23 protein-coding genes and 1 other RNA gene are annotated in these 24,691 nt (G+C 48.4%); 11 read left to right on the top strand and 13 right to left on the bottom strand.

Annotation, left to right across the window (positions count from 1 at the left end):
• Positions 1-14: 14 nt before the first annotated feature.
• On the bottom strand, positions 15-875 hold the full coding sequence (gene tesB / locus K9N75_RS16295) for an acyl-CoA thioesterase II (protein ID WP_008814255.1): 861 nt from the start codon (positions 873-875) through the stop codon (positions 15-17).
• Between the two features lie 312 nt (positions 876-1,187).
• Between tesB and K9N75_RS16290 the strand changes: the two genes are divergently transcribed.
• Positions 1,188-1,706 (top strand): YbaY family lipoprotein, encoded by a 519-nt coding sequence (locus tag K9N75_RS16290; RefSeq protein WP_008814254.1) that lies wholly within the window; start codon positions 1,188-1,190, stop codon positions 1,704-1,706.
• Between the two features lie 57 nt (positions 1,707-1,763).
• Here K9N75_RS16290 and K9N75_RS16285 read toward each other — a convergent pair whose 3' ends face one another.
• Positions 1,764-2,096: an MGMT family protein gene (locus K9N75_RS16285; RefSeq protein WP_224451891.1), complete on the bottom strand. Its 333-nt coding sequence runs from the start codon at positions 2,094-2,096 to the stop codon at positions 1,764-1,766.
• Positions 2,097-2,286: 190 nt separating this feature from the next.
• On the opposite strand from K9N75_RS16285, the gene ffs reads away from it, so the two are divergent.
• Positions 2,287-2,383, top strand: an RNA gene (gene ffs, locus K9N75_RS16280) — signal recognition particle sRNA small type.
• 669 nt (positions 2,384-3,052) lie between these two features.
• Here ffs and K9N75_RS16275 read toward each other — a convergent pair.
• The 6 genes from K9N75_RS16275 to K9N75_RS16250 form a co-directional block, all read right to left on the bottom strand.
• Positions 3,053-3,256 carry an HHA domain-containing protein gene (locus K9N75_RS16275; RefSeq protein ID WP_004091739.1) on the bottom strand — a complete coding sequence of 68 codons (204 nt, stop codon included), beginning with the start codon at positions 3,254-3,256 and terminating at the stop codon, positions 3,053-3,055.
• A gap of 13 nt (positions 3,257-3,269) precedes the next feature.
• Entirely contained in the window at positions 3,270-3,644 is a 375-nt protein-coding gene (tomB, locus tag K9N75_RS16270) for an Hha toxicity modulator TomB (protein ID WP_008814252.1), read from the bottom strand.
• Between the two features lie 516 nt (positions 3,645-4,160).
• Entirely contained in the window at positions 4,161-4,301 is a 141-nt protein-coding gene (ykgO, locus tag K9N75_RS16265; protein ID WP_020303633.1) for a type B 50S ribosomal protein L36, read from the bottom strand.
• Positions 4,301-4,573: a type B 50S ribosomal protein L31 gene (locus K9N75_RS16260; RefSeq protein ID WP_004091742.1), complete on the bottom strand. Its 273-nt coding sequence runs from the start codon at positions 4,571-4,573 to the stop codon at positions 4,301-4,303. Before K9N75_RS16260 ends, ykgO begins: the two co-directional genes overlap by 1 nt.
• A gap of 160 nt (positions 4,574-4,733) precedes the next feature.
• Entirely contained in the window at positions 4,734-7,886 is a 3,153-nt protein-coding gene (locus tag K9N75_RS16255) for a multidrug efflux RND transporter permease subunit AcrB (protein ID WP_039188527.1), read from the bottom strand.
• Between the two features lie 45 nt (positions 7,887-7,931).
• Positions 7,932-9,122 (bottom strand): efflux RND transporter periplasmic adaptor subunit, encoded by a 1,191-nt coding sequence (locus K9N75_RS16250; protein ID WP_008814250.1) that lies wholly within the window; start codon positions 9,120-9,122, stop codon positions 7,932-7,934.
• 139 nt (positions 9,123-9,261) lie between these two features.
• Between K9N75_RS16250 and acrR the strand changes: the two genes are divergently transcribed.
• The 3 genes from acrR to mscK all read left to right on the top strand — a co-directional run bounded on the left by acrR (position 9,262) and on the right by mscK (position 13,862).
• The gene (gene acrR, locus K9N75_RS16245) at positions 9,262-9,966 is read left to right on the top strand and encodes a multidrug efflux transporter transcriptional repressor AcrR (RefSeq protein ID WP_008814249.1); all 705 of its coding nucleotides are present in this window, start codon (positions 9,262-9,264) and stop codon (positions 9,964-9,966) included.
• Positions 9,966-10,319 carry a DsrE/DsrF/TusD sulfur relay family protein gene (locus K9N75_RS16240; RefSeq protein ID WP_008814248.1) on the top strand — a complete coding sequence of 118 codons (354 nt, stop codon included), beginning with the start codon at positions 9,966-9,968 and terminating at the stop codon, positions 10,317-10,319. The genes acrR and K9N75_RS16240 overlap by 1 nt, the downstream gene beginning before the upstream one ends.
• 177 nt (positions 10,320-10,496) lie before the next feature.
• Complete coding sequence (gene mscK, locus K9N75_RS16235) at positions 10,497-13,862, top strand: mechanosensitive channel MscK (protein WP_008814247.1); 3,366 nt, start codon at positions 10,497-10,499, stop codon at positions 13,860-13,862.
• 55 nt (positions 13,863-13,917) lie between these two features.
• Here the strand turns inward: mscK and rsmS are convergent, their stop codons facing one another.
• From rsmS to priC, 3 genes are all read right to left on the bottom strand, one after another.
• Positions 13,918-14,097, bottom strand: coding sequence for a pleiotropic regulatory protein RsmS (gene rsmS / locus K9N75_RS16230; protein ID WP_224451890.1), 180 nt, complete (start codon positions 14,095-14,097; stop codon positions 13,918-13,920).
• 9 nt (positions 14,098-14,106) lie between these two features.
• A complete protein-coding gene (locus tag K9N75_RS16225; RefSeq protein WP_008814246.1) occupies positions 14,107-14,355 on the bottom strand; it encodes a GlsB/YeaQ/YmgE family stress response membrane protein in 249 nt (82 codons plus the stop codon).
• Positions 14,356-14,454: 99 nt separating this feature from the next.
• The gene (gene priC, locus K9N75_RS16220) at positions 14,455-14,997 is read right to left on the bottom strand and encodes a primosomal replication protein PriC (protein ID WP_224451889.1); all 543 of its coding nucleotides are present in this window, start codon (positions 14,995-14,997) and stop codon (positions 14,455-14,457) included.
• A 129-nt stretch (positions 14,998-15,126) separates the two neighbouring features.
• On the opposite strand from priC, the gene K9N75_RS16215 reads away from it, so the two are divergent.
• The 6 genes from K9N75_RS16215 to htpG all read left to right on the top strand — a co-directional run bounded on the left by K9N75_RS16215 (position 15,127) and on the right by htpG (position 21,660).
• Positions 15,127-15,507, top strand: a complete 381-nt coding sequence (locus K9N75_RS16215; RefSeq protein WP_174705393.1) for a DUF454 family protein — start codon at positions 15,127-15,129, stop codon at positions 15,505-15,507.
• A 187-nt stretch (positions 15,508-15,694) separates the two neighbouring features.
• A complete protein-coding gene (gene apt / locus K9N75_RS16210) occupies positions 15,695-16,246 on the top strand; it encodes an adenine phosphoribosyltransferase (RefSeq protein ID WP_004091760.1) in 552 nt (183 codons plus the stop codon).
• Between the two features lie 381 nt (positions 16,247-16,627).
• Positions 16,628-18,631 (top strand): DNA polymerase III subunit gamma/tau, encoded by a 2,004-nt coding sequence (dnaX, locus tag K9N75_RS16205; RefSeq protein ID WP_008814243.1) that lies wholly within the window; start codon positions 16,628-16,630, stop codon positions 18,629-18,631.
• 50 nt (positions 18,632-18,681) lie between these two features.
• Complete coding sequence (locus tag K9N75_RS16200; RefSeq protein WP_004091772.1) at positions 18,682-19,011, top strand: YbaB/EbfC family nucleoid-associated protein; 330 nt, start codon at positions 18,682-18,684, stop codon at positions 19,009-19,011.
• Positions 19,011-19,616 (top strand): recombination mediator RecR, encoded by a 606-nt coding sequence (gene recR, locus K9N75_RS16195; RefSeq protein WP_008814242.1) that lies wholly within the window; start codon positions 19,011-19,013, stop codon positions 19,614-19,616. Before K9N75_RS16200 ends, recR begins: the two co-directional genes overlap by 1 nt.
• A 175-nt stretch (positions 19,617-19,791) precedes the next feature.
• The gene (gene htpG / locus K9N75_RS16190; RefSeq protein ID WP_224451888.1) at positions 19,792-21,660 is read left to right on the top strand and encodes a molecular chaperone HtpG; all 1,869 of its coding nucleotides are present in this window, start codon (positions 19,792-19,794) and stop codon (positions 21,658-21,660) included.
• A 303-nt stretch (positions 21,661-21,963) separates the two neighbouring features.
• Here htpG and K9N75_RS16185 read toward each other — a convergent pair whose 3' ends face one another.
• Entirely contained in the window at positions 21,964-23,307 is a 1,344-nt protein-coding gene (locus tag K9N75_RS16185; RefSeq protein WP_224451887.1) for an APC family permease, read from the bottom strand.
• An 8-nt stretch (positions 23,308-23,315) separates the two neighbouring features.
• Positions 23,316-24,218 (bottom strand): acetamidase/formamidase family protein, encoded by a 903-nt coding sequence (locus K9N75_RS16180; protein ID WP_130996439.1) that lies wholly within the window; start codon positions 24,216-24,218, stop codon positions 23,316-23,318.
• Between the last annotated feature and the right edge of the window lie 473 nt (positions 24,219-24,691).

Raw genomic sequence — 24,691 nt, 5'->3', positions numbered from 1 at the left:
TACGTTCTTACTTATTATGAACGCTGACGAATAACCCCTTCCTGCACTGTAGACGCAATCAACTCACCGGCACGGTTATAGAATTGCCCACGGACAAAGCCACGAGCTCCGGATGCTGAAGTACTTTCAACGGCGTACAACAACCAGTCATCTAGACGGAATGGACGATGGAACCACATTGAGTGGTCAATCGTGGCAACCTGCATACCGGGTTCTAAAAAACCTTTACCGTGCGGTTGTAACGCTGTGGGCAAGAAATTGAAATCAGATGCGTACCCAAGCAAATACTGATGAATACGAGGATCGTCCGGCATTTCCCCATTAGCCTTGAACCAGACGTTGCGGATAGGTTCTTCAACCGTACCCATTAAGGGATTATGGAAAGTGACAGGGCGCATCTCCAGCGGCTTTTCGCAGGTGAATTTTTCGCGTACGGATTCGGGAATTAAATGCGCCATGCTGTTGGCTATTTCTGATTCGGATTTTAACGACTCAGGAGCTGGAACCTCTGGCATCACGTTCTGATGCTCAAAGCCTTCTTCGGCGGTTTGGAAAGAGGCTGTCATATAGAAAATAGGTTTGCCGTGTTGTACGGCTTTGACGCGGCGGGCGCTGAAGCTATTGCCGTCGCGAAGGTTTTCTACATCGTAAATAATGGGTTGGCTACTATCACCAGGACGTAGGAAATAGCTGTGGAAAGAGTGAATATTTCGTTCCAAAGGTACGGTTTGCTTTGCAGCATATAATGCTTGTCCGACGACCTGACCACCAAAAACCTGACGTAAGCCAAGATCTTCACTCTGCCCGCGATAGATCCCTTCTTCTATTTTTTCCAGATCTAACAGATCGAGTAAATTTTTTAATGCCTGACTCATGAATGAGATCCTAATTAATCCGTGTTGAAAACAGAGTGCGTAAGCAATGTGGGAGGGTAGCGCACATCGCTTGCGTAATTATGGCAGAAATTACCACAAAACCGTTTAACGTTTTCAGTCTTGTTTAGAGGGTTCAATTATCTGAAATTGTTAATGTAAAGTAGATAAAACTGGAAAAGTCAGCCGTTTATGCCATGCTTATAAAGTATCGTAGCGTAACAAACTACTTTAGGTGACCTATGTCGGCTGTGGTGAATCGCATTTTTATATTCCACATCCGGCAACAAAAATAAAAGGAAGGAGACCGAACTGATGAAACTCTGGAAAATTGTAGGTGGTGTTTTGATGACGGCAACAGTAGCGGGTTGTTCTTCGAATGCTGCTGACGTACCGACACCTGCTCCGGGTAATCAAATCACTGCAGATGCATCGCAGATTAGCGGTCCAGCAGTACGTGGTAGCGTTAATCTTCGTCAACGTATCGCACTGCCGCCAAATGCTGAAGTGACTGTCACCTTAGCAGACGTTTCTTTGGCCGATGCGCCAGCGCGCGTTCTGTCACAGAAAGTATTCCGCACCGATGGCAAACAGCCTCCATACAACTTTGTGCTGCCGTATAACCCACAGGATATCCAGCCAAATCAGCGTATCAATCTGAGTGCGGCAATTAAAATTGATGGCCGCTTGGTGTTTATCACCGATACTTTGAATGAAGTCGTGAACAATAATGCGGGTACTCAGAAAGATCTGGTGCTGGTTCCTATTTCTGCTGATGGTGCAGCAACGGTTCTGAGTGAAAAACCTAAGTCTGTAGGCGCATCACCTCTTTAATACTGATTTATTTGGCTTTGGCTGACGTTAAAAACCTGCCCAGTGAGGCAGGTTTTTTTATGGCTGGGAGGGATCCCAGCCATAAAGAGCTAAATCGATAACTCCATTGGCATTAAAAGTAACCCCCTCATCCTGCAAGGCGGTGCGCTGGCGGATGTAGTCAGGTCCGACAAGTGAGATATTTCCTGTGCGGTTGACAACGCGGTACCACGGGAGTGTGGAGCCTTTAGGGAGTTTCCGCAGAATACCGCCAACCTGCCGTGCGGCGCGTGATGACCCCGCAAGGCGGGCAATTTGCCCATAGGTGGCCACTTTTCCATAAGGAACGGCGTGGATAGTCATCAACACACGTTGGCGAAAATTATCTTCAGGGGGAGTATCGTTTGGCATAGGGGATAGATTTTTGATTCAGTCATCCATTATCTAAGGTCAGTTTGCCATAAGGAATGGGGGGATAAAACGGTTGTTTAATAAAACGACGTTCGGTCGCCAGAGCCTTGCTTTTCGCGCGGTCATCACTGATAATGCCCCCGCACTGAAGTTGTTTGGTTTTAACTCAGGTGCTCATCAATGGAGGCTCTGTTGGTTCTCCCGCAACGCTAACTTGTGAACTCGGTCAGATCCGGAAGGAAGCAGCCGCAGCAGGCGACGTGTGTGCCGGGATGTAGCTGGCAGGGCCTCCACCCATTTAGGGCGACCTAAAAGCCAATCAATACTCCAGTTTGTTTCTCTAAGCTTCTACATCGGTAGTATTTGCGTCCCGAAATCTCCACTCCAGATATCTCAAACTAGATAGTCTAGCTTTCCTGCGTGCCCATGCAGTGGTGACATTATTGTCTTACAGAAATCGCTAATGCTGTAACGAGCCTAGGTGACACCGTTGATAACGTATCAGATCAATATTAAATGAAAGTATTATCACACTCAGAAATTGAGATAGTTCAGAGGGTGGGGGCTCTCTTACTGAGATAGGGTTAAGTATAAGGGCGGCTGTTTTAGTGGTAAGTGCATCCTATCACCAAAAGCAAAAAACGACATGAGGCAGGTAGCCGCTGAAACCAAGCTTAATGATATTAAGGATAAAGCAGTCGATCTCGACAGGCTACGCCGAAGTACAAGCCGAAGTACAAATTTATCAGGTGAATAGTAATAAATAGCAAAGAGGCCAGTGTATATAAATGATATTGGCCTTTTTCTACGTTCATTTGTTGTGCCAGAAACAATAGCACTTATTCTTAGATACACATGTACAAATGGAGAATCATCGATGGATAATCCAATTGATGACAATAATGACTAAATAATAAATAAGGATAATTTCTTAAATGATGACTCTTTCGTCTTAATTATCGTACATACTTCCACACTTCCGCTGGGATCTTGTCATATAGCTTGTTCATCGTTAGCTCTGCCAGACGGTGATCTGCCGCAGAGTAGAAGGTCTCTAGCTCATCGTCGGAAAGTTCATACTTATTTTTTTCAATCACGCGCTCGAGAGTGTCTAAGGTAGTGCACTTGCGCAAACGCATCAGGTAATCAATTTTAGTCATAAGGAGTCCTCGTCTAAAGGTTAAAATTTAATGCAGATGTGGTTTTTTCACCTGCTAAATAACGCAAAATACGGCCTTTTGCTTTAAGCCATTTTTTAAGTTCTGGTTCGTTGATGCTGTAATTACTAAACAGACTGTATGTTTCGTCAAGATACTCATCTAATATTTCAGTTAATTCTGAAGCATTTGGATACTTAATCTTGAATGTTAAACCAAAATTTGCAATATGTTCGTTTAATTCATTTAGTTGTAGATTGTCCACTGCTGTTGGGTCGTTGACCCAGCCATGATGGCTATCGCTCAGAACATCCATTCCTTGATTGTACAACATATTACATAGATATTTCAGCTCCGTAATATCGTGCTGATAAGACGTATATTCATCCATATCATGCCCCCATCACGCTTAACGTGGTCTCAACGAATTAGTCGATGCTGCTAGATAATACAACAATAAATCTGATAAGCAGTTTACAACCATAGAGCAATACTGAAGGCCGCAGTATCATAGCAAAAGCACATCGGGGTTGGCGATATTTTGTGTTAAGAAGTATTTAATTAATACGTTTTGAGCGTTTTTTAAACACATCAACAAAGACACTAAACTTAATTATCGTCATGGAACCGAATAAGTGAATCAATAAGAAACAGAACTGTGATTAGATTAATCACATTAGCGATCTCTTATGATTATTGCACAAATAATTGTCTATCCAAGAAGATTTTACCTTTTATTACGATATCCGTTTGTGTCGTGACGTGCTAAGTCAGTCACTATCAATATAGTTTCGTGGTTTCAACGAGTTATTGATGCTATCACCCGTTGGTTGTGGCAAGGCTTTGGGAGGATTCTGAGTTCGTCAGCCCCATGATCGGGGCTGAGATAAGGCGATGTGCGTCGGCGTTAGCGTTTTTTCTTCCCTCCTTGTACTGCTTTGAAGCGTGGGTTTGATTTGCAAATAACAAATATGCGACCGTGACGCTTAACTATTTTGCAATCAGGGTGCCGTTGTTTGGCCGAACGTAATGAACTCAGAACTTGCATTAGTTTTCCTCTGCTGATTTTTTCTTCGTCATGAAATGACCAAAGCGTTGCTGGAATTTTGCGGCGCTCCCTTCTTTTGAGAACTCTTTCTGCTTGCCGGTGTAATAGGCGTGTGACGCAGAGGAGACATCGAGCGTGACGTAGGGATACTTCACTCCATCCATTTCAATTTCTCGCTCGGAGTGAATGGTTGAGCCAATCTTGTAGTAAGCATCAGCCGTCGTGTCATGAAAGACTACGGTGCGATAGTGCGGATGAATGTTGGGTTTCATTATTCAAGCCTTAATTGATGTTATAACATAACAATAATTATGCGGCAGATATTTTATTGATGCAAGCGGATTGTTGCTCTATGGATGAGTTCGCGGTTAGTCGGGGAGTGATAGAGGCGTAAAAAAGGCCGCATTTGCGGCCTTTTAGAGAGGAGAAAGATTATTTCACCTGATGGTCAACGGCATGGCTGTGTTCGATATCTTCACCACTTCGATTAAAGCGGCGACGAACCACAACGAAGAACATCGGTACGAAGAAGATGGCCAAGATGGTTGCAGAAATCATCCCGCCCATAACACCAGTACCTACTGCGTTCTGCGCGCCAGAACCCGCGCCAGAGCTGATAACCAATGGGAGAACCCCGAGCATAAATGCTAGAGATGTCATCAGGATCGGACGTAAACGCATACGAACGGATTCTAACGTCGCCTCGATCAGCCCTTTGCCTTCCTTATCCATCAAGTCTTTGGCGAACTCGACGATAAGTATGGCGTTCTTCGCTGATAGACCAATGGTGGTTAACAGACCCACCTGGAAGTAAACGTCGTTATTCATACCGCGCATGGTTGCCGCCAATAATGCCCCAATAACGCCCAGTGGAACCACCAGCATAACGGAGAATGGAATTGACCAGCTCTCATACAGTGCCGCCAGACACAGGAACACGACAATCAACGAGATGGCATACAGTGACGGAGCCTGGTTTCCAGACAAACGTTCCTGATAAGACATCCCCGTCCAGTCATAACCGATACCGGTAGGCAGCTTAGTCACCAACTCTTCCATAAGGTTCATTGCTTCACCGGTACTCTTACCCGGTGCAGCTTCCCCTAAGATTTCCATGGATGGCAGGCCGTTGTAACGTTCCAAACGAGGCGAACCATATTCCCATTTTGAGGATGAGAAGGCTGAGAACGGTACCATCTGTCCTGCATCACCACGGACATAGTAGTTGTTGATATCGTTCGGCAACATACGGTATGGCGCATCAGCCTGTACGTAAACCTTCTTCACACGACCGCGGTCGATGAAGTCGTTCACATAAGTGCCCCCTAACGCAGTAGACAGCGTTTGGTTGATGTCTGAAATAGCGACACCTAAGGCCTGTGCTTTTTCCTGGTCGACGATAATTTTAAACTGCGGCGTATCTTCCAAACCGTTAGGACGTACACGAACCACGGTATCTGGATGCTCTGCTGCCATTCCTAACAGCTGATTACGCGCTTCGGTCAGTTTTTCATGGCCTAGGCCAGCCTGATCGATAAGTTCAAAGTCAAAGCCCGTTGCCGTACCCAGTTCGATAATTGCTGGTAGGTTGAATGGGAACACCAGACCATCTTTAATCTTACTGAATGCGCCAGTTGCGCGGGCGATAATCGCTGGAACCTTGTTGTCGGCACCAGAACGCTCATCCCACGGTTTCAAGCTCACGAACGCCAAGCCGTTGTTCTGACCCTGACCGCTGAAGCCGAAGCCGCTAACGGTAAACACGGACTGAACGTTAGCTTTCTCTTTGTCTAAGAAGTAGTCGGTGACTTCAGCAAGTACTTTGTTGGTACGTTCCTGCGTGGCACCGGCTGGCAACTGAACCATGGTCAGGGCAATACCCTGATCTTCATCTGGTAAGAAGGAGGTTGGCATACGAACAAACAGTAAGCCCATACCTACCACGATAACCAGATAGATCAGCAGATAGCGACCTGTACCACGCAGAATACCGGCAACGGAATTCGTGTAGTGCTCAGTGCTCTTTTCAAACATGTTGTTAAACCAACCGAAGAAGCCGGTGGTTTTACCATGTCCGCCTTTTTCAACGGGCTTAAGCATAGTGGCACACAGTGCCGGAGTCAGGATCATCGCGACCAGTACTGACAACACCATTGCGGAAACAATCGTGATAGAGAACTGACGATAGATTGCACCTGTTGAGCCACCAAAGAACGCCATCGGGATAAATACTGCCGACAGTACCATCGCGATACCCACCAGCGCGCCCTGGATCTGTTCCATCGACTTACGGGTAGCTTCTTTTGGTGGTAGGCCCTCTTCGGCCATCACACGCTCAACGTTTTCCACCACAACGATGGCGTCATCCACCAATAGCCCTATCGCAAGCACCATACCGAACATCGTCAGGGTGTTTATCGAGTAACCAAAGGCTGACAGAATCGCAAAGGTACCCAACAGAACCACAGGTACTGCAATCGTTGGAATCAAGGTTGCGCGAATGTTCTGCAAGAACAAATACATAACCAAGAATACCAATACGATCGCTTCTAACAGCGTTTTTACCACTTCGTTAATAGAAATTTTAACGAATGGCGTTGTGTCGTATGGATACACCACTTTCAGACTGGCAGGGAAGAACGGTTCCAGCTTCGCCAGTTCTTTCTTAACCCCTTCGGCCGCATCCAGCGCGTTTGCACCGGTTGCCAGTTTAATCCCCAGACCGGCAGCGGGTTTGCCGTTAAAGCGAGCGATAACGTTATAGTTCTCGCCGCCTAGTTCAATCTTCGCGACGTCACGCAACAGGACACGAGAGCCATCAGGTTGAACCTTCATCAGGATCTTGCCGAATTCTTCCGGAGTCTGTAAGCGAGTTTGTGCAATGATTGATGCGTTCAACTGCTGACCAGGAACCGGAGGAGCGCCACCCAATTGGCCAGCCGCAATCTGGTTGTTCTGGATTTTTATCTGGTTGATCACGTCCAGAGGAGTCATCTGATAGTTGTTCAGCTTGTTTGGATCTAACCAGATACGCATAGCGTACTGGGCACCAAACAGGGTGACATCACCAATGCCTTCGGAGCGGCTGATCGGATCCTTAATGTTGGAAGCCACGTAGTCGGCGATATCGTCCTGAGACATACTACCGTCTTCAGAAATAAAGCCTGCAACCATCAGGAAGCTACTACTGGATTTCTCAACGCTGATCCCTTGTTGCTGAACTTCCTGCGGCAGCAACGGCGTTGCTAGCTGCAATTTGTTCTGCACCTGAACCTGTGCGATATCCGGGTCAGTACCAGACTGGAACGTCAGCGTGATCGACACGCTACCAGATGAGTCACTGGTAGAGGACATGTACATCAGATTATCGATACCGTTCATGTTCTGTTCGATAATCTGGGTAACCGTATCCTGTACCGTCTGCGCATCAGCACCAGGGTAGACTGCGGAGATCGACACCGCCGGCGGGGCAATCGTTGGATACTGCGCCACCGGTAGTTTCATAATCGCTAGCGCACCGGCCAGCATGATAATGATGGCGATAACCCAGGCGAATATAGGTCGATCTATAAAAAACTTAGCCATGAATTACTGGCTCCTTTTTATCAATGTATCAGCAACGAGCATCACTTAAGACTTCTTAGGTTCGCTGGCTGCCGCATCTTTTGTTGAAGCGTTCCCTGCAGAGGCTTCTTCTACTTTCACTTGCACACCTGGACGGATTTTCTGCAAGCCGGTCACAATGACTTTGTCACCCGATTTCAAGCCTGCGGTTACCAGCCACTTATCGCCGATAGCTTGAGCTGCAGTCACGGTACGGTTTTCAACTTTGTTGTCCGCGCCGACGACCATGACGGTCGCTTCACCACGAGGGTTACGCGTAACCCCTTGCTGAGGAACTAACAGCGCGTTGTTCTTGATCCCTTCATCCAGACGAGCGCGCACAAACATGCCAGGCAACAAATCGCCTTTAGGGTTAGGGAATACGGCACGAATAGTGATTGAGCCAGTGCTTTCATCGACGGTGACGTCTGAGAATTCCAGAGCGCCAACCTGTGGGTACTTCTGGCCGTTCTCCAGAATCAACTCAACCTTCGCTTTCCCACCTTCTTGTTCCAAAGTGCCGTTAGCCAGCTCTTCTTTCAAACGCAGGAAATCGTTACTTGACTGAGTGACGTCAACGTAAATGGGGTCCAACTGCTGCACAGTTGCCAGAGCATTGGCCTGATTAGATGTGACTAATGCCCCTTCGGTAACGCTGGATTTCCCAATACGTCCGTTGATAGGCGAAGTGACTTTGGTATAAGCCAGATTAATACGAGCCGTTTCCACGGCCGCTTTTGCCGCGGTTACAGCGGCATCTGCCTGACGCGCATCGGCAACGGCAGTATCGTATTCTTGTTGACTGATGTACTTAGTACCCACCAACGTTTTATAGCGATTTACCGTTAGGCGAGCGATGTTTGCAGCTGCTTCGGCTTTAGCCAAATCGCCACGCGCACTGTCATAAGCAGCCTGATAGGTCGCTGGATCAATTTGATACAGGGAAGAACCGGCCTGAATGTCACTGCCTTCAACGAAGTTACGCTTAAGGATGATACCGCCAACTTGTGGACGAACTTCTGCGATGCGATATGCAGACGTACGGCCAGGAAGTTCAGTGGTGATGTTCAACGGCTCAGCTTTCAGCGTGACAACACCCACCTCAGGTGCGCTTTGCTGACCTTTTTGCTCGTTCCCGTCGTTACATCCTGTAAGAAGTAAACTACCAGAAAGCATTAGCACGGCCGCCAGAGGCGTTAACCCTCTGTTTTTATTCATATTTAACCTCAAGAGTCCGATTATTAAATGGGTATTGGATCATTTGTGAAAACCCATTGCTGCGCTAATTAAAACTGCATGTTATGGTACATACATTCATGAATGTATGTAAATCAAAGCACATTAAAAAAATAACGCCATGGCACGAAAAACCAAAGAGCAAGCTCAAGAAACCCGGCTGCAAATACTTGAAGCCGCTGTAGTTGAGTTTTCCGCACGCGGGGTTTCAGCAACCTCGCTTACGGATATTGCCAACGCGGCAGGTGTGACACGTGGCGCAATCTATTGGCACTTTAAAAACAAAGTAGACCTTTTTAATGAGGTCTGGGATCTGACCGAATCAAAAGTCAGTGACTTAGAGATAGAGTATCAAACAAAGTACCCAGATAATCCACTTAGGATTTTGCGCGAAATCCTAATTTATATCTTGGTCGCAACCGTTGACGATCCACGGCGTAAGGCGTTGATGGAAATTATATTTCATAAATGCGAATTTGTCGGCGAGATGCGTTCTTTACGCGATATTCGCAGGATACTGTACCTCGAAAACTTTGAGCGTATAGAAAATGTGCTACGTAACTGTATCGAGTGTCAACAGTTGCCTGCTGAACTGAATACCCGACGTACGGCGATAATGATGCGCTCCTATATAACGGGTATAATGGAAAGCTGGCTTTTTATGCCTGAAAGCTTTGATCTTAAAGCAGAAGCGTCTCTAATGGTCGACAGCTTTATCGACATGATCAAGTACAGCGAATATTTGTTAAAGGGCGCTGTTAGCATGCCGTTTGAAGCGCCGGCATGTGCGGTGGCAATGACGCCGCTGAATAAAAGGAAAACATGATGCAAAAAATTGTTTTGATCGCCAACGGGGCTGGATATGGCCAAGAGTCTTTGTTTAATGCGCTGCGTTTAGCTATCGCGATGAAAGAGCAGCAGGGCGATATCGAACTGAAAGTATTTTTAATGTCTGATGCGGTAACATCTGGCTTGGCAGGCCAAAAACCTCACGAAGGGTATAACCTTCAGCAGATGATTGAGATTCTAACGGCCCAGCAAGTGCCATTTAAACTCTGTAAAACTTGCGCCGATGGGCGTGGTATTAGCGCTTTGCCACTGATTGACGGGGTAGAAATTGGTACTTTGGTTGAATTGGCACAGTGGACTCTGGCTGCCGATAAGGTGCTCACTTTCTGATCTTAATTTTTGCTGACGTACTGGACGATATGCGTTTTATTTCCACAGAGATATCGTCCTTAATTTTCGGCTTACTAAGCACCACAAAAATAGATTTTGTTTTCTCCTTTTCCCTATTCATTGTCTGAATATCTTCGTGCTACGCTAATCACTCCTCTTGTTAGATGATTTATTCCCATGATGGCTGGCCGTATCAAATTTCGTCCTGCTCAGTTTGCTTGGCGTCCTCAGTTCTATCTGGTTGCGTTGCTCTTCAGCATACTGGCACTTTTAACCCCTAGTTATGCCTTGGCGCTCAACGGCGATATATTGACGCGCGCTGAAGTTCAGAGCCAGCTCGATGCGCTGAACAAACAAAAAACACTTTCCCCGGGAGAGAAACTTGCGCAGCAGGATTTGAACCGTACGCTCGAATTTCTTGACGGCATAGATCGTCTCAAACAGGAAAACCAACAGCTAAAACAGCAGGTTCAGCAGGCACCGGTTAAATTAAATCAGGCTCTCAATGGTCTAGACTCCATCCGGCAGGCTGATAGCGAAGCGATCACGCGCACCTCACTTTCTACTCTGACGCTACGCCAGTTAGAAAACAAAATGGGGAGCACTCTGGATGCATTGCAGAGCGCACAGGAAGATTTAGCCAACTTTAACAGCCAGCTTATTTCTCTGCAGACTCAGCCAGAACGTGCGCAAAGCAGCATGATGGAGACGTCGCAGCAGATCCAGCAGATCCGTAATGCGCTCTCTGATCCGAGTAATATGCGCACTACGCAACAAAACATGCTGAATACGCAGATGACAATGCTGAACATGTCGCTTGATTACCAGCGTCAGAGCCTCTCGGCGAATACCGCATTACAAGATTCTCTACAGAAGCAACGTGACTATGCCAATGCGCGCATTAACCAACTAGAGCGTATGGTTCAGTTGGTGCGCGAAGTGGAAAACGGTAAGCGTCTAACCCTGTCGGAGAAAACGGCGCAAGAAGCGCAAAATCCTGACGATGCCACTCAGGACATCCAGCACGATCCCATTATTGGTCAAGAACTCGATATCAACCGTCAACTGAGTAAACGGCTGATTGAGGCGACCGAAGGCGTGAACGCGTTGGTGCAGGAAAATATTCGTATTAAGAATTGGCTCGATCGTTCTCTACAGGCCGAACGCAATCTGAAAGAGCAGATTACGGTGTTAAAAGGCAGTTTATTGTTGTCCCGCATTTTGTATCAGCAGCAGCAAAATCTGCCTACGGAAAAACTGACCAATAACGTTGCCGAGCAGATTGCCGATCTACGTTTAGAACAGTTCGATATTAATGAAAAGCGTGATGCGCTTTATCAGGGCAATGATTACGTTACACAGCTGATCAGCCAAAGCAAAGAAAAGCCTTCTGATGACGTTGTCAGTGCGCTTGAAGATATTGTTGATGCACGCCGTGAGCTACTGGATCAACTGAATAAACAGTTGGGCAGCCAGCTCACCTTGGCAATAAGTTTGCAAATCAACCAGCAGCAATTGCTGAGTGTGAATGAGTATCTTCAGCATACGCTGACTCAGCAAATTTTTTGGGTAAGCAGTAATAAGCCAATGAATCTCAACTGGTTCATTGACTTACCCAGTGCTCTGAAGGGGCAATCTCATTCGCTGCATTTTGATCTCAAGCCAGGGGCTTTAGCTGAAGGCGCACTTAATTCGATGTTTGTGCTCGTTCCTCTGCTCGTGCTTTTTGGTCTTTTCCGCTGGCGTTATCACAAAATAGATGAACTGCTGGAGAAATTGGGCAACGAAGTCGGGCAGCTTAAACGCGATACGCAATTACATACGCCCAAAGCGATTGGTCTCACCATGCTTAAGGGCTTACCGGGAACGTTATTAATTCTAGCATTCGGCTTTTGGTGCTATCGCTCAGATATCAGTATTAATAACTTTTTATGGTCGCTGTCGCTGCAGTTTGCGATGTTTTGGATGTTTATCACAACAACCTATCGCCTGCTTGAACCGGGAGGCGTATCGGAAAAACACTTTAATCTTTCTCCGTTGTTGTGTGCCCACTATCGCCGCGTGACTCGGCGGGTCGGTGTAGTTCTGATCCCACTCATTTTCTGGTGTGTACTGGGAGAAAAAGCCCCTCTGCGCTTGAGCGAAGATGTTATTGGTCAGGTGGTAGTACTGATCACATTAGGGCTAATCTCAGCTTTTGTGTTTCCTATCTGCCGTGATGCATGGCGAGAGAAGAATTCTCACACCGTGCGTTTAATCATGGTGACACTGCTCGCATTAACGCCGTTAGTGCTGATGGTTCTAACTGCTTTCGGTTATCTGTATACGGCGCTCAGTTTAGGGATCCGCTGGCTGGATAGCCTGTATCTGATGATTTTCTGGACCGTCATCTATTCTTCCGCGATCCGAGGTTTGAGCGTGGCGGCGCGACGCTTAGCCTATCGACGCGCTCTGGCTCGTCGTCAGCAAAACGTGGCGAGAGAAGGGGCTGAAGGCCTTGAACCTGTCGAAGAGCCACCGCTGGCTATCGACCAAATCAACAGTCAGTCTCTGCGTTTGACTACCATGGTTCTGTTCCTGATTTTCGGTACCGTACTGTATTGGATTTGGTCAGATTTGGTGACGGTTATCTCTTATCTCGATAGCATCACTTTATGGCATTACAGCAGTGGTTCTGGGGCGAGCCAGTCATTACAGGCGGTCACGTTGGGCAGCGTATTGTTCGCGCTGCTATCGGTGGTTATTGCCTATGTACTGACGCGTAACTTGCCAGGCTTGTTAGAGGTGCTAGTGCTTTCTCGCCTCCAGATGCGACAGGGCTCCTCTTACGCAATTACCACGGTACTGACCTATCTCATCATCGTGATAGGAACGCTTATTTTCTTTAGCTCGCTTGGCGTATCGTGGGACAAACTGCAATTTCTCGCCGCTGGCCTATCCGTCGGGCTAGGCTTCGGTCTACAGGAGATTTTCGGTAACTTTATTTCGGGCCTGATTATTTTATTTGAACGTCCGATCCGTATCGGAGACACCATAACTATTGGGACATTTTCGGGCACGGTAAGCCGAATTCGAATTCGTGCTACGACGATCACCGACTTTGATCGCAAAGAGGTCATCATCCCCAACAAAGCCTTTGTTACCGAGAGGCTGATTAACTGGTCACTGTCCGATACCACCACGCGAGTGCTGATAAAAGTGGGGGTTGCCTATGGATCTGATCTGGACAAAGTGAAAAAGGTACTATTACAAGCGGCCAAGGAAAATCCACGCGTCATGACCGACCCTGAGCCGCAGGTATTTTTTTTGGCGTTTGGTGCCAGCACGTTAGATCATGAGTTGCGCTTGTATGTGCGCGAGCTGCGTGACCGTAGTTATACCGTCGACGAACTTAACCGCCGTATTGATCAGCTATGCCGTGAGAATGATATCAATATTGCTTTCAATCAGTTGGAAGTGTATTTGCATAATCAGGAAGGTAAAGAGGTGCAGGTGGTCAAAAAAGACTTGGACGGTAGCGCTGGTGGTGAATCACTGGCGTAAGTCGTTGCGAATATAATAGGGAGCTAGCCACTCCCTATTAATAAGGCTCAAGACATTACGAGTTGCTGAGTGGAAAAACGGCCTGACTATGTTTTAACGCTAACTTTGATTCATAGTCGCTTTTCACTATTTCCAAGGCCGCTAAGACCACTTCGGGGTCGAGGTCGTTACTTTCCAGCAGATAGATTAAATCTACAGCGAGCTGTACTTCAGCGGCGGCGTTCTCGAGCGACATTTCGATTCCTTAGTTTTTCAGCTTGCGATAGATGAACAGCAGCAGCATAGCACCTAAAATTGAAATGATCAGGCTACCTATGTTAAAGCCGGTGACTGTACCCAAGCCGAAGAACGCGCTGATGTAGCCACCGACTAACGCACCGGCAATCCCCAGAATTACCGTCATAAAGAAACCGCCACCGTCTTTACCCGGCATGAACCATTTGGCGAGAATACCCACGATGAGACCCAGAATAATCCAAGAAATGATGCCCATTTTTCTTCTCCCTTAAACGAATATTGCGTGCTGGCTCATTCTATTGGTTTATAAGATGAAGAGAATTATTTTCTATCTATATATAATATTTTCAGAATTTTAGGAAAACCCGAGCTCCAGTTGCTCTATTTGGTGTTCAATTTTTTTCAACGCCTGACGACAGCGGCTAAGACGAGCCTCCAGGGCAACCAGCTCTTGCTGGATCCCTTGTTGCTGCACTAGCGTTTGGCATTGACCTAACTGACTTTCACGCTCATATAGCATATCGTTTAGACGCTGCTCGTACCCGCGTGTTTCTACCAATTGTTGCTGTAGAATCGATAGGGGAGAGCGCCGTTTTTTTCTGTCCTGACGGCGTAATTGCTGCGTTGCGAGCTCGCGCTGGAGGGCTCCAATCTGTACCACCACTCGCTCAGCCAAGAAGCTGACCTGCTGCGGATGATTGCGTGCTACTTCATCAGAGAGCCGAGAGAAATTGCGCTGCAGTTCCTGCAAATAGTCTTTTAGTCCTGTTTCTGTACAGGCAAACAGCGCGCGATCAAAACGTGGCTGGTAGGTGGGCATATAGCTGCTGTTTTTCAGCGCCAGTTCCAGTTGAGTTATTCGTTGATCTAGAATTTGCAGAAGCTGCTGGCTTGACATCAGTGAGCCTTAACGGTGATTGCTTTGGTTGAGTTAATTGCTGGGGCGGGTATCGCCAATGACTTTAAGTACGCAGCTCGTGTAACATCGAATGGTACTGGAGCCGCAGGGGATAGGGCAAGATACACCATGCAACGTTTATTACTCATTATTTTAGGATGGACAGCTTTTGCTCTCGCCTGTTTAGGGGCTGTGCTGCCCTTGCTACCGACAACGCCGTTTTTGTTGGTTGCGGCTTGGTGTTTTTCCCGCTCATCACCACGCTTTCACCGTTGGCTGCTGTATAACTCTTGGTTTGGCGGCTATTTGCGTCACTGGCAAGAGCATCGAGGTTTGCCATCAGGAGCTAAGCCAAAGGCGATTGTTTTCATTATTCTGACGTTCGCGCTTTCATTGTGGTTGGTGAATCTGTGGTGGGTGCGTATTTTGTTGCTGGTTATTTTAACTGGCCTGCTATTCTTTATGTGGCGTCTGCCGGTTATTGATGCAGAGCAACAAAAAACGCCGTGAACTAAACTCTTCAGTTGCATTTTTTCGCCAGTTTCAATAGATTTGAGCGTTTTCGTGCGCGGGTTACCTCCCTGTCCCTTGTTTCTATATCCGAATTTCGTTGACCTGAAAAGACAGGTTACGCATCGGGGGAAGTTCAGGTGGCTTGCGTTAGCCCGGACCCGCTGTTTTATCAGGCAACAATTTTATGACCGCTACAGCACAACAAATCGAATTCCTTAGAGAAAGCATTAAAACCATCCCGGACTACCCAAAACCAGGGATTTTGTTCCGTGATGTCACTAGCATGCTGGAAGACCCAAAGGCTTATGCGCTGAGCATCGAGCTTCTGGTTGAACGCTACCGCCATGCGGGTGTCACTAAAGTCGTGGGTACTGAAGCTCGTGGTTTCCTGTTTGGTGCGCCTGTTGCACTGGCGCTTGGCGTAGGTTTTGTTCCTGTGCGTAAGCCGGGCAAACTCCCGCGTGCGACCCTGAGTGAAAGCTACGAATTGGAATACGGCACCGACACGCTGGAAATCCATCAGGATGCCATTCAGCCGGGCGATAACGTTCTGGTTGTTGACGATCTGCTGGCTACCGGCGGCACCATCGAAGCCACGGTCAAACTGATCCGTCGTTTAGGTGGCGTGGTTACTGATGCCGCATTTATTATTGATTTACCTGACTTGGGTGGCGAAGCGCGCCTGACGGCTCAAGGGATCAACTGTTATAGTCTGGTAGACTTCTCCGGCCATTAATTTCTGCGGATAAGCCCCCGACTAAGAACAGATACCAAGCCTCGCGAATGCGGGGCTTTTGCATTTTATCATCTTGGCGACGGAGGCTTTTTCTCTTCGCTGGCGCCGCGACTTCGCGCTTGTTTGTCTGAAAGTAATTAGGAATCAGCATAAAGCTACTGTTACAATAACCGAATATGTCGCCCTCAAATGCGGCTAAGCTAATCAATAGTTGAGATTGTTCTGTTTGCCTCCACATATGATTCAACTATATGTCTCTGTCTAGAAATCAGAGCGTAGGTAAACGGAGTGAACCCCGGTCGGTATATGATAACCCCGATCAGCATCGCGGTTTTTGCAGTCATACTGAAATTACCCCTTACAAATCAATGATGAGTATCAATGAGCTATCAGGTACTTGCCCGTAAGTGGCGTCCACAAACGTTTTCTGACGTCGTGGGTCAGGAACATGTTCTGACCGCGCTAGCCAACGGCCTTTCCTTAGGGCGTATTCACCACGCCTATCTGTTTTCCGGTACTCGCGGCGTGGGTAAAACCAGCATTGCACGCCTGTTGGCGAAAGGACTGAACTGCGAGACGGGCATCACTTCTACGCCGTGTGGCGTATGCGATAACTGCCGTGAAATCGAGCAAGGACGTTTTGTCGACCTGCTAGAAATTGATGCGGCGTCGCGTACTAAAGTTGAAGATACGCGTGACCTGCTGGACAACGTACAGTACGCACCGGCGCGTGGTCGCTTCAAGGTCTATCTGATTGACGAAGTGCACATGCTCTCCCGTCACAGTTTCAATGCGCTGTTGAAAACGTTGGAAGAGCCACCTCCGCACGTCAAATTCCTGCTGGCTACCACCGATCCGCAAAAGCTGCCGGTGACAATTTTATCTCGATGCTTACAGTTCCATCTTAAAGCATTAGACGTTGAGCAAATTCGCACCCAGTTGGAAAAGATCTCTACGGCGGAAGGATTCACCGCCGAGCCACGCGCTCTGCAACTGTTAGCGCGTGCTGCCGAAGGCAGTATGCGTGATGCGCTTAGCCTGACCGATCAGGCGATCGCGATGGGATTAGGCCAAATCACTGCTGAAACCGTAGGGCAGATGCTTGGCACACTGGATGATGAGCAGCCTCTGGCGATCATTGAAGCGCTGGTGGATGCCGATGGCGAAAAGGTGATGGCACTGGTTGAGCAAGCGGCTTCGCGCGGCGTGGATTGGGAAAATCTACTGATTGAAACCCTGACGTTGCTGCACCGTATTGCGATGTTACAACTGCTGCCAAATGCGTTGGATAGCCATTATATTTCCGTTGAGCAGCGTTTACGCGAGCTCGCACGTACGCTGCCACCTTCAGATCTGCAGTTGTTCTATCAGGTGTTGCTGACCGGTCGCAAAGAATTGACCTATGCGCCAGACCGACGCATGGGGGTGGAAATGACGTTGCTGCGCGCGTTGGCTTTTCACCCAAAAGAGGTGATTGCTGAGCCAGTGGCGGCACCTCAGACCGCACTGCCAAGTATGCCTGTGCACAGTACCGCATCGGCGGCGCCATCTAGCTATATGCCGACACAGCATTCGGCACCCGATATGCAAGGCATGCCGCCTGCGGGGCAATTCCAGCCTCAAGAAGCAGCACCGGTGCGTTCAACGGCAAAACCTACTGGTTTATCTGACGCAACGGCTCAGCTGTTACAGGCTAGAAGTCAGCTACGTCAAAAAACGGGTGGGGGTACTGACCCAAAAAAGAATGAGCCGGCAGCGCCAGTCACCGCGCGGCCGGCAAGCTCAGCACTGGAGCGTTTGGCATCAGTGACGGAGCGTAGCCAGCAGCGTCAGGCTGCGGCAGCAGAAACCAAACCGCTAAAAAAAGAGGCCTATCGCTGGAAAGCACAGACGAAAGCGGTAGAGGCCAAGCGCGAGGAGATCGCCACGCCGAAAGCGTTGCGGACCGCGCTGGAATATGAAAAAACGCCTGAGCTGGCGGCAAAGCTGGCCGAGGAGTCGTTGACTCGTGATGAATGGGCGGCGGAGTTGAATCAGCTGCGTTTACCTAAGCTGGTTCAACAGTTGGCGTTGAATGCGTTTCGTGAGCCAGCAGAAGAGGGCAAGGTGCTTCTGCATTTACGTTCTTCGCAACGTCATTTAAACTCCGCTTCTGCGCAACAGACTTTGTCTCAGGCGCTGAGTGAACATTATGGTCGTCCGGTTGAGCTGACGATTATCGAAGACGATAACCCAGAGCGACTGACGCCGCTGGAATGGCGGCAGACGATTTACGAAGAAAAACTGGCGCAGGCTCGCCAGTCGATTGCTGCGGATAGCAACATCCAGACTTTGCGACGTTTCTTTGACGCCGAACTGGATGAAGAGAGCATCCGCCCTGTTTAACTGCTGTGTCAGCATGATGCCGACGCAGCCCCACGCAAAGAGAGAACACTATGTTTGGTAAAGGCGGATTGGGCAACCTGATGAAGCAAGCCCAGCAAATGCAAGACAAAATGGCGAAAGTGCAGGAAGAAATCGCTCAACTGGAAGTTACCGGTGAATCTGGCGCGGGTTTGGTAAAAGTGACCATTAACGGTGCACATAACTGCCGTCGTATCGAAATCGATCCAAGCCTGATGGAAGACGACAAAGAGATGCTGGAAGACCTGATCGCAGCGGCTTTCAACGACGCGGCTCGCCGTATTGAAGAAACCCAGAAAGAGAAAATGGCTTCAGTTTCCAGCGGTATGCAGTTGCCGCCGGGCTTTAAGATGCCATTCTGATGCAAACCAGCCCGCTTCTTGAATCATTAATGGAAGCGCTGCGCTGCCTGCCGGGCGTTGGCCCGAAATCGGCGCAGCGCATGGCATTCCACATGCTGCAGCGCGATCGCAGCGGTGGGATGCGTTTGGCGCAGGCGTTGACTAGAGCAATGTCTGAAATTGGTCATTGTGAAGACTGTCGTACTTTCACTGAGCAGGATATCTGTACGATTTGTTCTAATTCTCGTCGCAAAGAGAACGGACAAATCTGTGTGGTGGAGAGTCCAGCGGATATTCATGCAATAGAGCAAACGGGTCAATTCTCCGGCCGCTATTTTGTTTTGATGGGGCATCTGTCTCCGTTAGACGGAATTGGCCCGCAGGATATCGGTCTGGATCGCTTGGAAGAACGTTTGGGGCAGGAGCCGCTCACCGAGGTGATTTTGGCGACTAACCCAACGGTTGAAGGCGAAGCAACGGCCAACTATATTGCAGAGATGTGTAGCGCACACGGTGTGCTAGCGACACGTATTGCTCATGGTGTACCGGTTGGCGGCGAGCTGGAGATGGTTGACGGCACCACGTTGTCACACTCTCTGGCTGGACGTAATCCGGTGAGGTTCTAACCGGCTGCGCAAAATCGGCGTGTGATCCATCACGGATTAAAGTGATCTGGATTACACGCCGCACTTCTTTTCTTCTCCATTTATTTTTTACCCTTGAATTTCAACATCCCATCCCCATTTTTTACCTGTTAACATTTTTTGTCTGAGTGCAATCAACTGAGGTAAAAGCAAAACTATGAAAGGCCAAGAAACCCGTGGCTTCCAGTCAGAAGTCAAACAGCTTCTGCATTTGATGATCCACTCACTCTATTCAAACAAAGAAATCTTTTTGCGTGAGCTGATTTCCAACGCCTCTGACGCCGCGGATAAGCTGCGTTTCCGTGCGCTTTCTAACCCAGATTTGTATGAGGGTGACGGCAATCTGCACGTACGTATTTCTGCGGATAAAGAAAACCGCACTTTGACCCTGAGCGATAATGGCATCGGTATGACCCGTGATGAAGTTATCGACAATTTGGGGACTATCGCTAAATCAGGAACCAAAGCGTTTCTGGAATCAATGGGTTCCGATCAGGCTAAAGATAGCCAACTGATTGGACAGTTTGGCGTCGGCTTCTATTCTGCGTTCATCGTGGCAGATAAAGTGACCGTTCGTACCCGTTCAGCCGGTGTCAACGCAGATCAGGCTGTTTTCTGGGAGTCCGAAGGGGAAGGTGATTACACCATTGCCGATATCGAGAAGGTCGAGCGCGGTACTGAAATCACCCTGCATCTGCGCGAAGGCGAAGATGAGTTCCTTGATGATTGGCGCTTGCGTAATATCATTAGCAAATACTCTGACCACATTGCCTTGCCAGTAGAGATTCTGACCACCGAAGGTGAAGACGGCGAGCAGAAGTGGGAGAAAATCAACAAAGCACAGGCTCTGTGGACGCGTACCAAGTCTGAAGTTACAGACGAAGAGTACAAAGAGTTCTATAAGCACATTGCGCATGATTTTACCGATCCTGTGACCTGGAGCCACAATCGCGTTGAAGGTAAGCAGGAATACACCAGCCTGCTATACATTCCTGCACAGGCTCCTTGGGATTTGTTCAACCGCGATCACAAGCATGGTCTGAAGCTGTATGTCCAGCGCGTATTCATTATGGATGACGCTGAACAGTTCATGCCAAATTACCTGCGTTTTGTACGGGGTCTGATAGATTCCAACGATCTGCCGCTGAACGTTTCGCGTGAGATTTTGCAAGATAGCCGCGTTACTCAAAGTCTGCGCGCCGCGCTGACCAAGCGTGTATTGCAAATGCTGGATAAACTGGCCAAAGACGATGCTGAGAAGTATCAGAAATTCTGGCAGCAATTTGGCTTAGTGCTGAAAGAAGGCCCAGCAGAAGATGGCGGCAACGCTGAGGCGATAGCCAAACTGCTACGCTTTGCTTCAACGCATAACGACAGCGCGATCCAGAATGTTTCTCTGACTGACTACATCAGTCGTATGGTGGAAGGCCAAGAGAAGATTTATTACATCACTGCTGACAGCTATGCCGCTGCGAAGAGCAGTCCACATCTAGAATTGCTGCGCAAGAAAGGCATTGAAGTTCTGCTGCTTTCCGATCGTATCGATGAGTGGATGATGAGCTATCTGACCGAGTTTGATGGTAAACCATTCCAGTCGGTGAGCAAAAAAGATGAATCTTTGGATAGGCTTGCCGATGAAGAAACCAGCGAGCAGAAAGAGGCTGAAAAGGCGCTAGAACCGTTCGTCGACCGCGTGAAAAAACTGCTGGGCGACCGCGTGAAGGATGTTCGTCTGACACATCGTTTGACTGAAACGCCGGCCGTCGTGACGACTGACGCTGATGAAATGACGACGCAGATGGCAAAACTGTTTGCTGCTGCGGGTCAGGCTGCGCCAGAAATCAAATACATCTTTGAGCTAAATCCCGATCACGCATTGGTGAAACGAGCCGCGGATGAGCAGGACGAAGCGCGCTTTGGCGAGTGGATTGAGCTATTGCTGGATCAGTCTCTCTTGGCTGAGCGGGGTAGTTTAGAAGATCCAAACTTGTTTATTAAACGAGTGAATGATCTGCTGATGGCGTGATGTGTGAGTTGTTAGATATCAGTATCTAAATGAAAGCGGCCGATTGGCTAATACTGGTCACTTAAGCGCGATTTTAGGGGAAGTACACCGATGGGGTCGTAGCCGCTTTAGCTGCCGACAACTTTGCCGGGAGCAAAGTTGAACAACGCTTTAGCGTTGCCCCCTAGGGTGGAACACATAGATGTGTTCCATAACCGCCCCGCGGTGTACTAGCCCCGTGTATCTCGATCTCTTAAACGATCAGCATTAGGCCGATTGGTCGCTTTTTAGGTAGTTATCTCAATGATGTTTAAACGCTCGGTTTTACCCCTCGAGCTCCAGATCTACGCTACGTTTAAGCACCACGCGCAGCACTAAATAATACACAATGCCGATAACCAGCCAGCTTAGACCGAGCACTTTTGCTTCAATGTCCATTTCATAAATCACGAAGCCAATAATCAGTAAACCCACCACGGGAAGCAGCAGATGCCGCACCCATTGGGTTGATTTCTGGCGGATGATGTAGTGGTTTATTACCGATAAATGAAGAATGAAGAACCCGACCAGCGCACCGAAATTCACCAGACGGCTAAGGTTGTCGATGCTGCCGTTGAAGTATAAACCAGATATTAGTGAAATCACGGCGACCAGCAGCGTACTCACGTAGGGCGTTTTGAAGCGTGGATGCACTTTCGCCAATATTCTAGGCAGTTTGCGGTCGCGCGCCATGGCAAACAAAATACGAGAAATTGCCGCCTGTGCCACCAGCGCATTGGCGATCCCCCACGATAGTGCCGTTGCCCAAATTGTGGCCTGCTTGAGCCATGTGCCACCCGCCAGATTTGCCGTGTCGTAGAAGGCAGTATCTAAACTGTTAAACGTGCTGCCCGAGGCCAAATCAGCGGCAATCCAGGTTTGCAGAATAAACAGCCCACCAACCAGCAGCAGTGCGCCAAGTGAAGCCATGCCGACCGCATCGGCTCCCCCTTTGCTCTCATCCGAAAGGGTGGAGATCCCATCGAAGCCAAGAAACGACAGCACGGCGATGGATACCGCGCCCATCACGAGCGGTAGGCTGAATTTATCAGCGTTGTACAAAGGCGATAGCGTTAGACGACCGGCTCCTTCTCCGCCGTACAGTGCTACCAGTCCCACTACAATAAAAATAGCGAGAATAATGATTTCTGCGATCAGGATATAGCGGTTAGCTTTGGCGGTGAATTGAATGCCGACCAGATTAATCATGCTATTAATGACAATAAAGGCGACGATCCAGACCCACGCAGGGATCCCCGGCAAAATCGGGCCGAGCGCAGCGGCGCTAACGATGTAGAGCAGCGATGGCACCAAAATGTAATCTAGCAGAATAAGCCAACCGGCAAAGAACCCGACGGTTTCATGGATACCTCGTTGCGCATACGCATATACAGAACCCGACACGGGAAAGGCTTTTGACATTGACCAGTAGCTCATGGCGGTGAAGAACATCGCTAACATGCCAATCAAATAGGCCAGTGCTACCATCCCCTGCGACCCTTCCCACACGTAGCCAAAAACGCCAAAAGGTGCGATAGGAACCATGAAAATCATGCCGTAAATAATCAGATCTTTCAGCGTCAGCGTTCGGTGAAGTTCTTGTTTATAGCCAAATTGTTCTACAGACATGGTTCCCCCTATTCCAGCGTCAGCTTCAGTTGGTTGGCAACTGCGCGGGGCAGGGCGAAACGACAGGTTTTTAATGGATCAACCACCTGACAGATCTGGAGATCGCCGGTAATGCTTAGCAGGTTAATTGCGTCGGCCAGCGAGATGGGGGTATGTTCAGCGACAAAGTGTGCCATATTGCGGGTGGCAATCTGTGCCGCTTCATCTAACGTTGCGGCGGAGGCCAGCGTGTATAGGGTATCAGCGGTGCTCATCATTGGTGTAGGCAACGGATGACCTTTAATCACGCTCAGATTGACCACCACTTCGCCAGGCACTTCTAACCCACAGACCGAGACTTCGCCATCGCCCATGGCGGCATGTAAATCACCGAGGGCGAATAATGCCCCTTCTACGTTCACCGGCAGCCACAGCGTGCAGCCTTCGGTGATGATTTTACAGTCCATATTGCCACCGTGTGCATCGGGCGTGCCGCACGATATTTCATCTCCAGAGGGAGCCACGCCAATCACCCCAATCATCGGTTTTAACGGCCAGCGAACGCCTCCGGGTAGGTGCGCATAACCGTCCTCAATGGGTACGGTACGGATCTGTGGCTGTACCAGTTCATCGCCGATAACGCCAAGCCCCGGTGCTGTGACCATCACGGCCTGTTGGCTGTGCAGGATGATGCTTTTTATCTCTACGCGCAGCACATCGCCGGGCTGGGCGTTTTCCACGAAGATTGGACCCGTTGCAGGGTTAATATGTTTCCAATCCAGTTCATTAAATACGGCTTGTTCAGAGGCTATCTGGTCGCTGAAACAGTCGCAGGTTTCAAAACAAACGTCGCTGCCGCTTGGTACGTGAGCGACTGGTAGGTTATGACGCGACATAGCGTAAATAACCTGTGTCCGAAGTATTTTTTCCATGATGATTCCCTGTTGTGATTGCATGATTTTTTATTATTAGTGGCGGTGAGTAACGCCTCGGAGTGGTGCTAATAAGGTGCTACATAATTCAATTAATCATACCTACCTCAGCACGAGCAAGCGCTAACAAGCGGCCCTTTCTGGGCGTCAAAATATCCCTAATTAGAATGTGCTTTTGTTGCGTCAATTGATGGCGGTTTTCTTTGGCGTTGGCGTGTAAAGAGCGAATAAGCATGATGTAAATCACAAAAAATCAGGACGAAATGAAATTCGTTATTTTTAGTTTTTTCTTAATGAATCGCCTAATACATGGGTGTTTTGCAAAGGTGATTCCATTTTTAAACATGGGATTTGATAAAAACAAAACATCGTTTTATAAAAATGGAGAGATTGATCGGTAGCGTCTTTATATTTTTGCCATTGACGGTCCATCGGTGGCAAACGTTCAAAGGTTTTCAATCGGTCATAAATCT

The sequence above is a fragment of the Hafnia paralvei genome (assembly GCF_020150375.1).
GTDB classification, from domain to species: Bacteria; Pseudomonadota; Gammaproteobacteria; order Enterobacterales; family Enterobacteriaceae; genus Hafnia; species Hafnia paralvei.
This window is presented reverse-complemented; position numbering and strand designations above follow the sequence as displayed.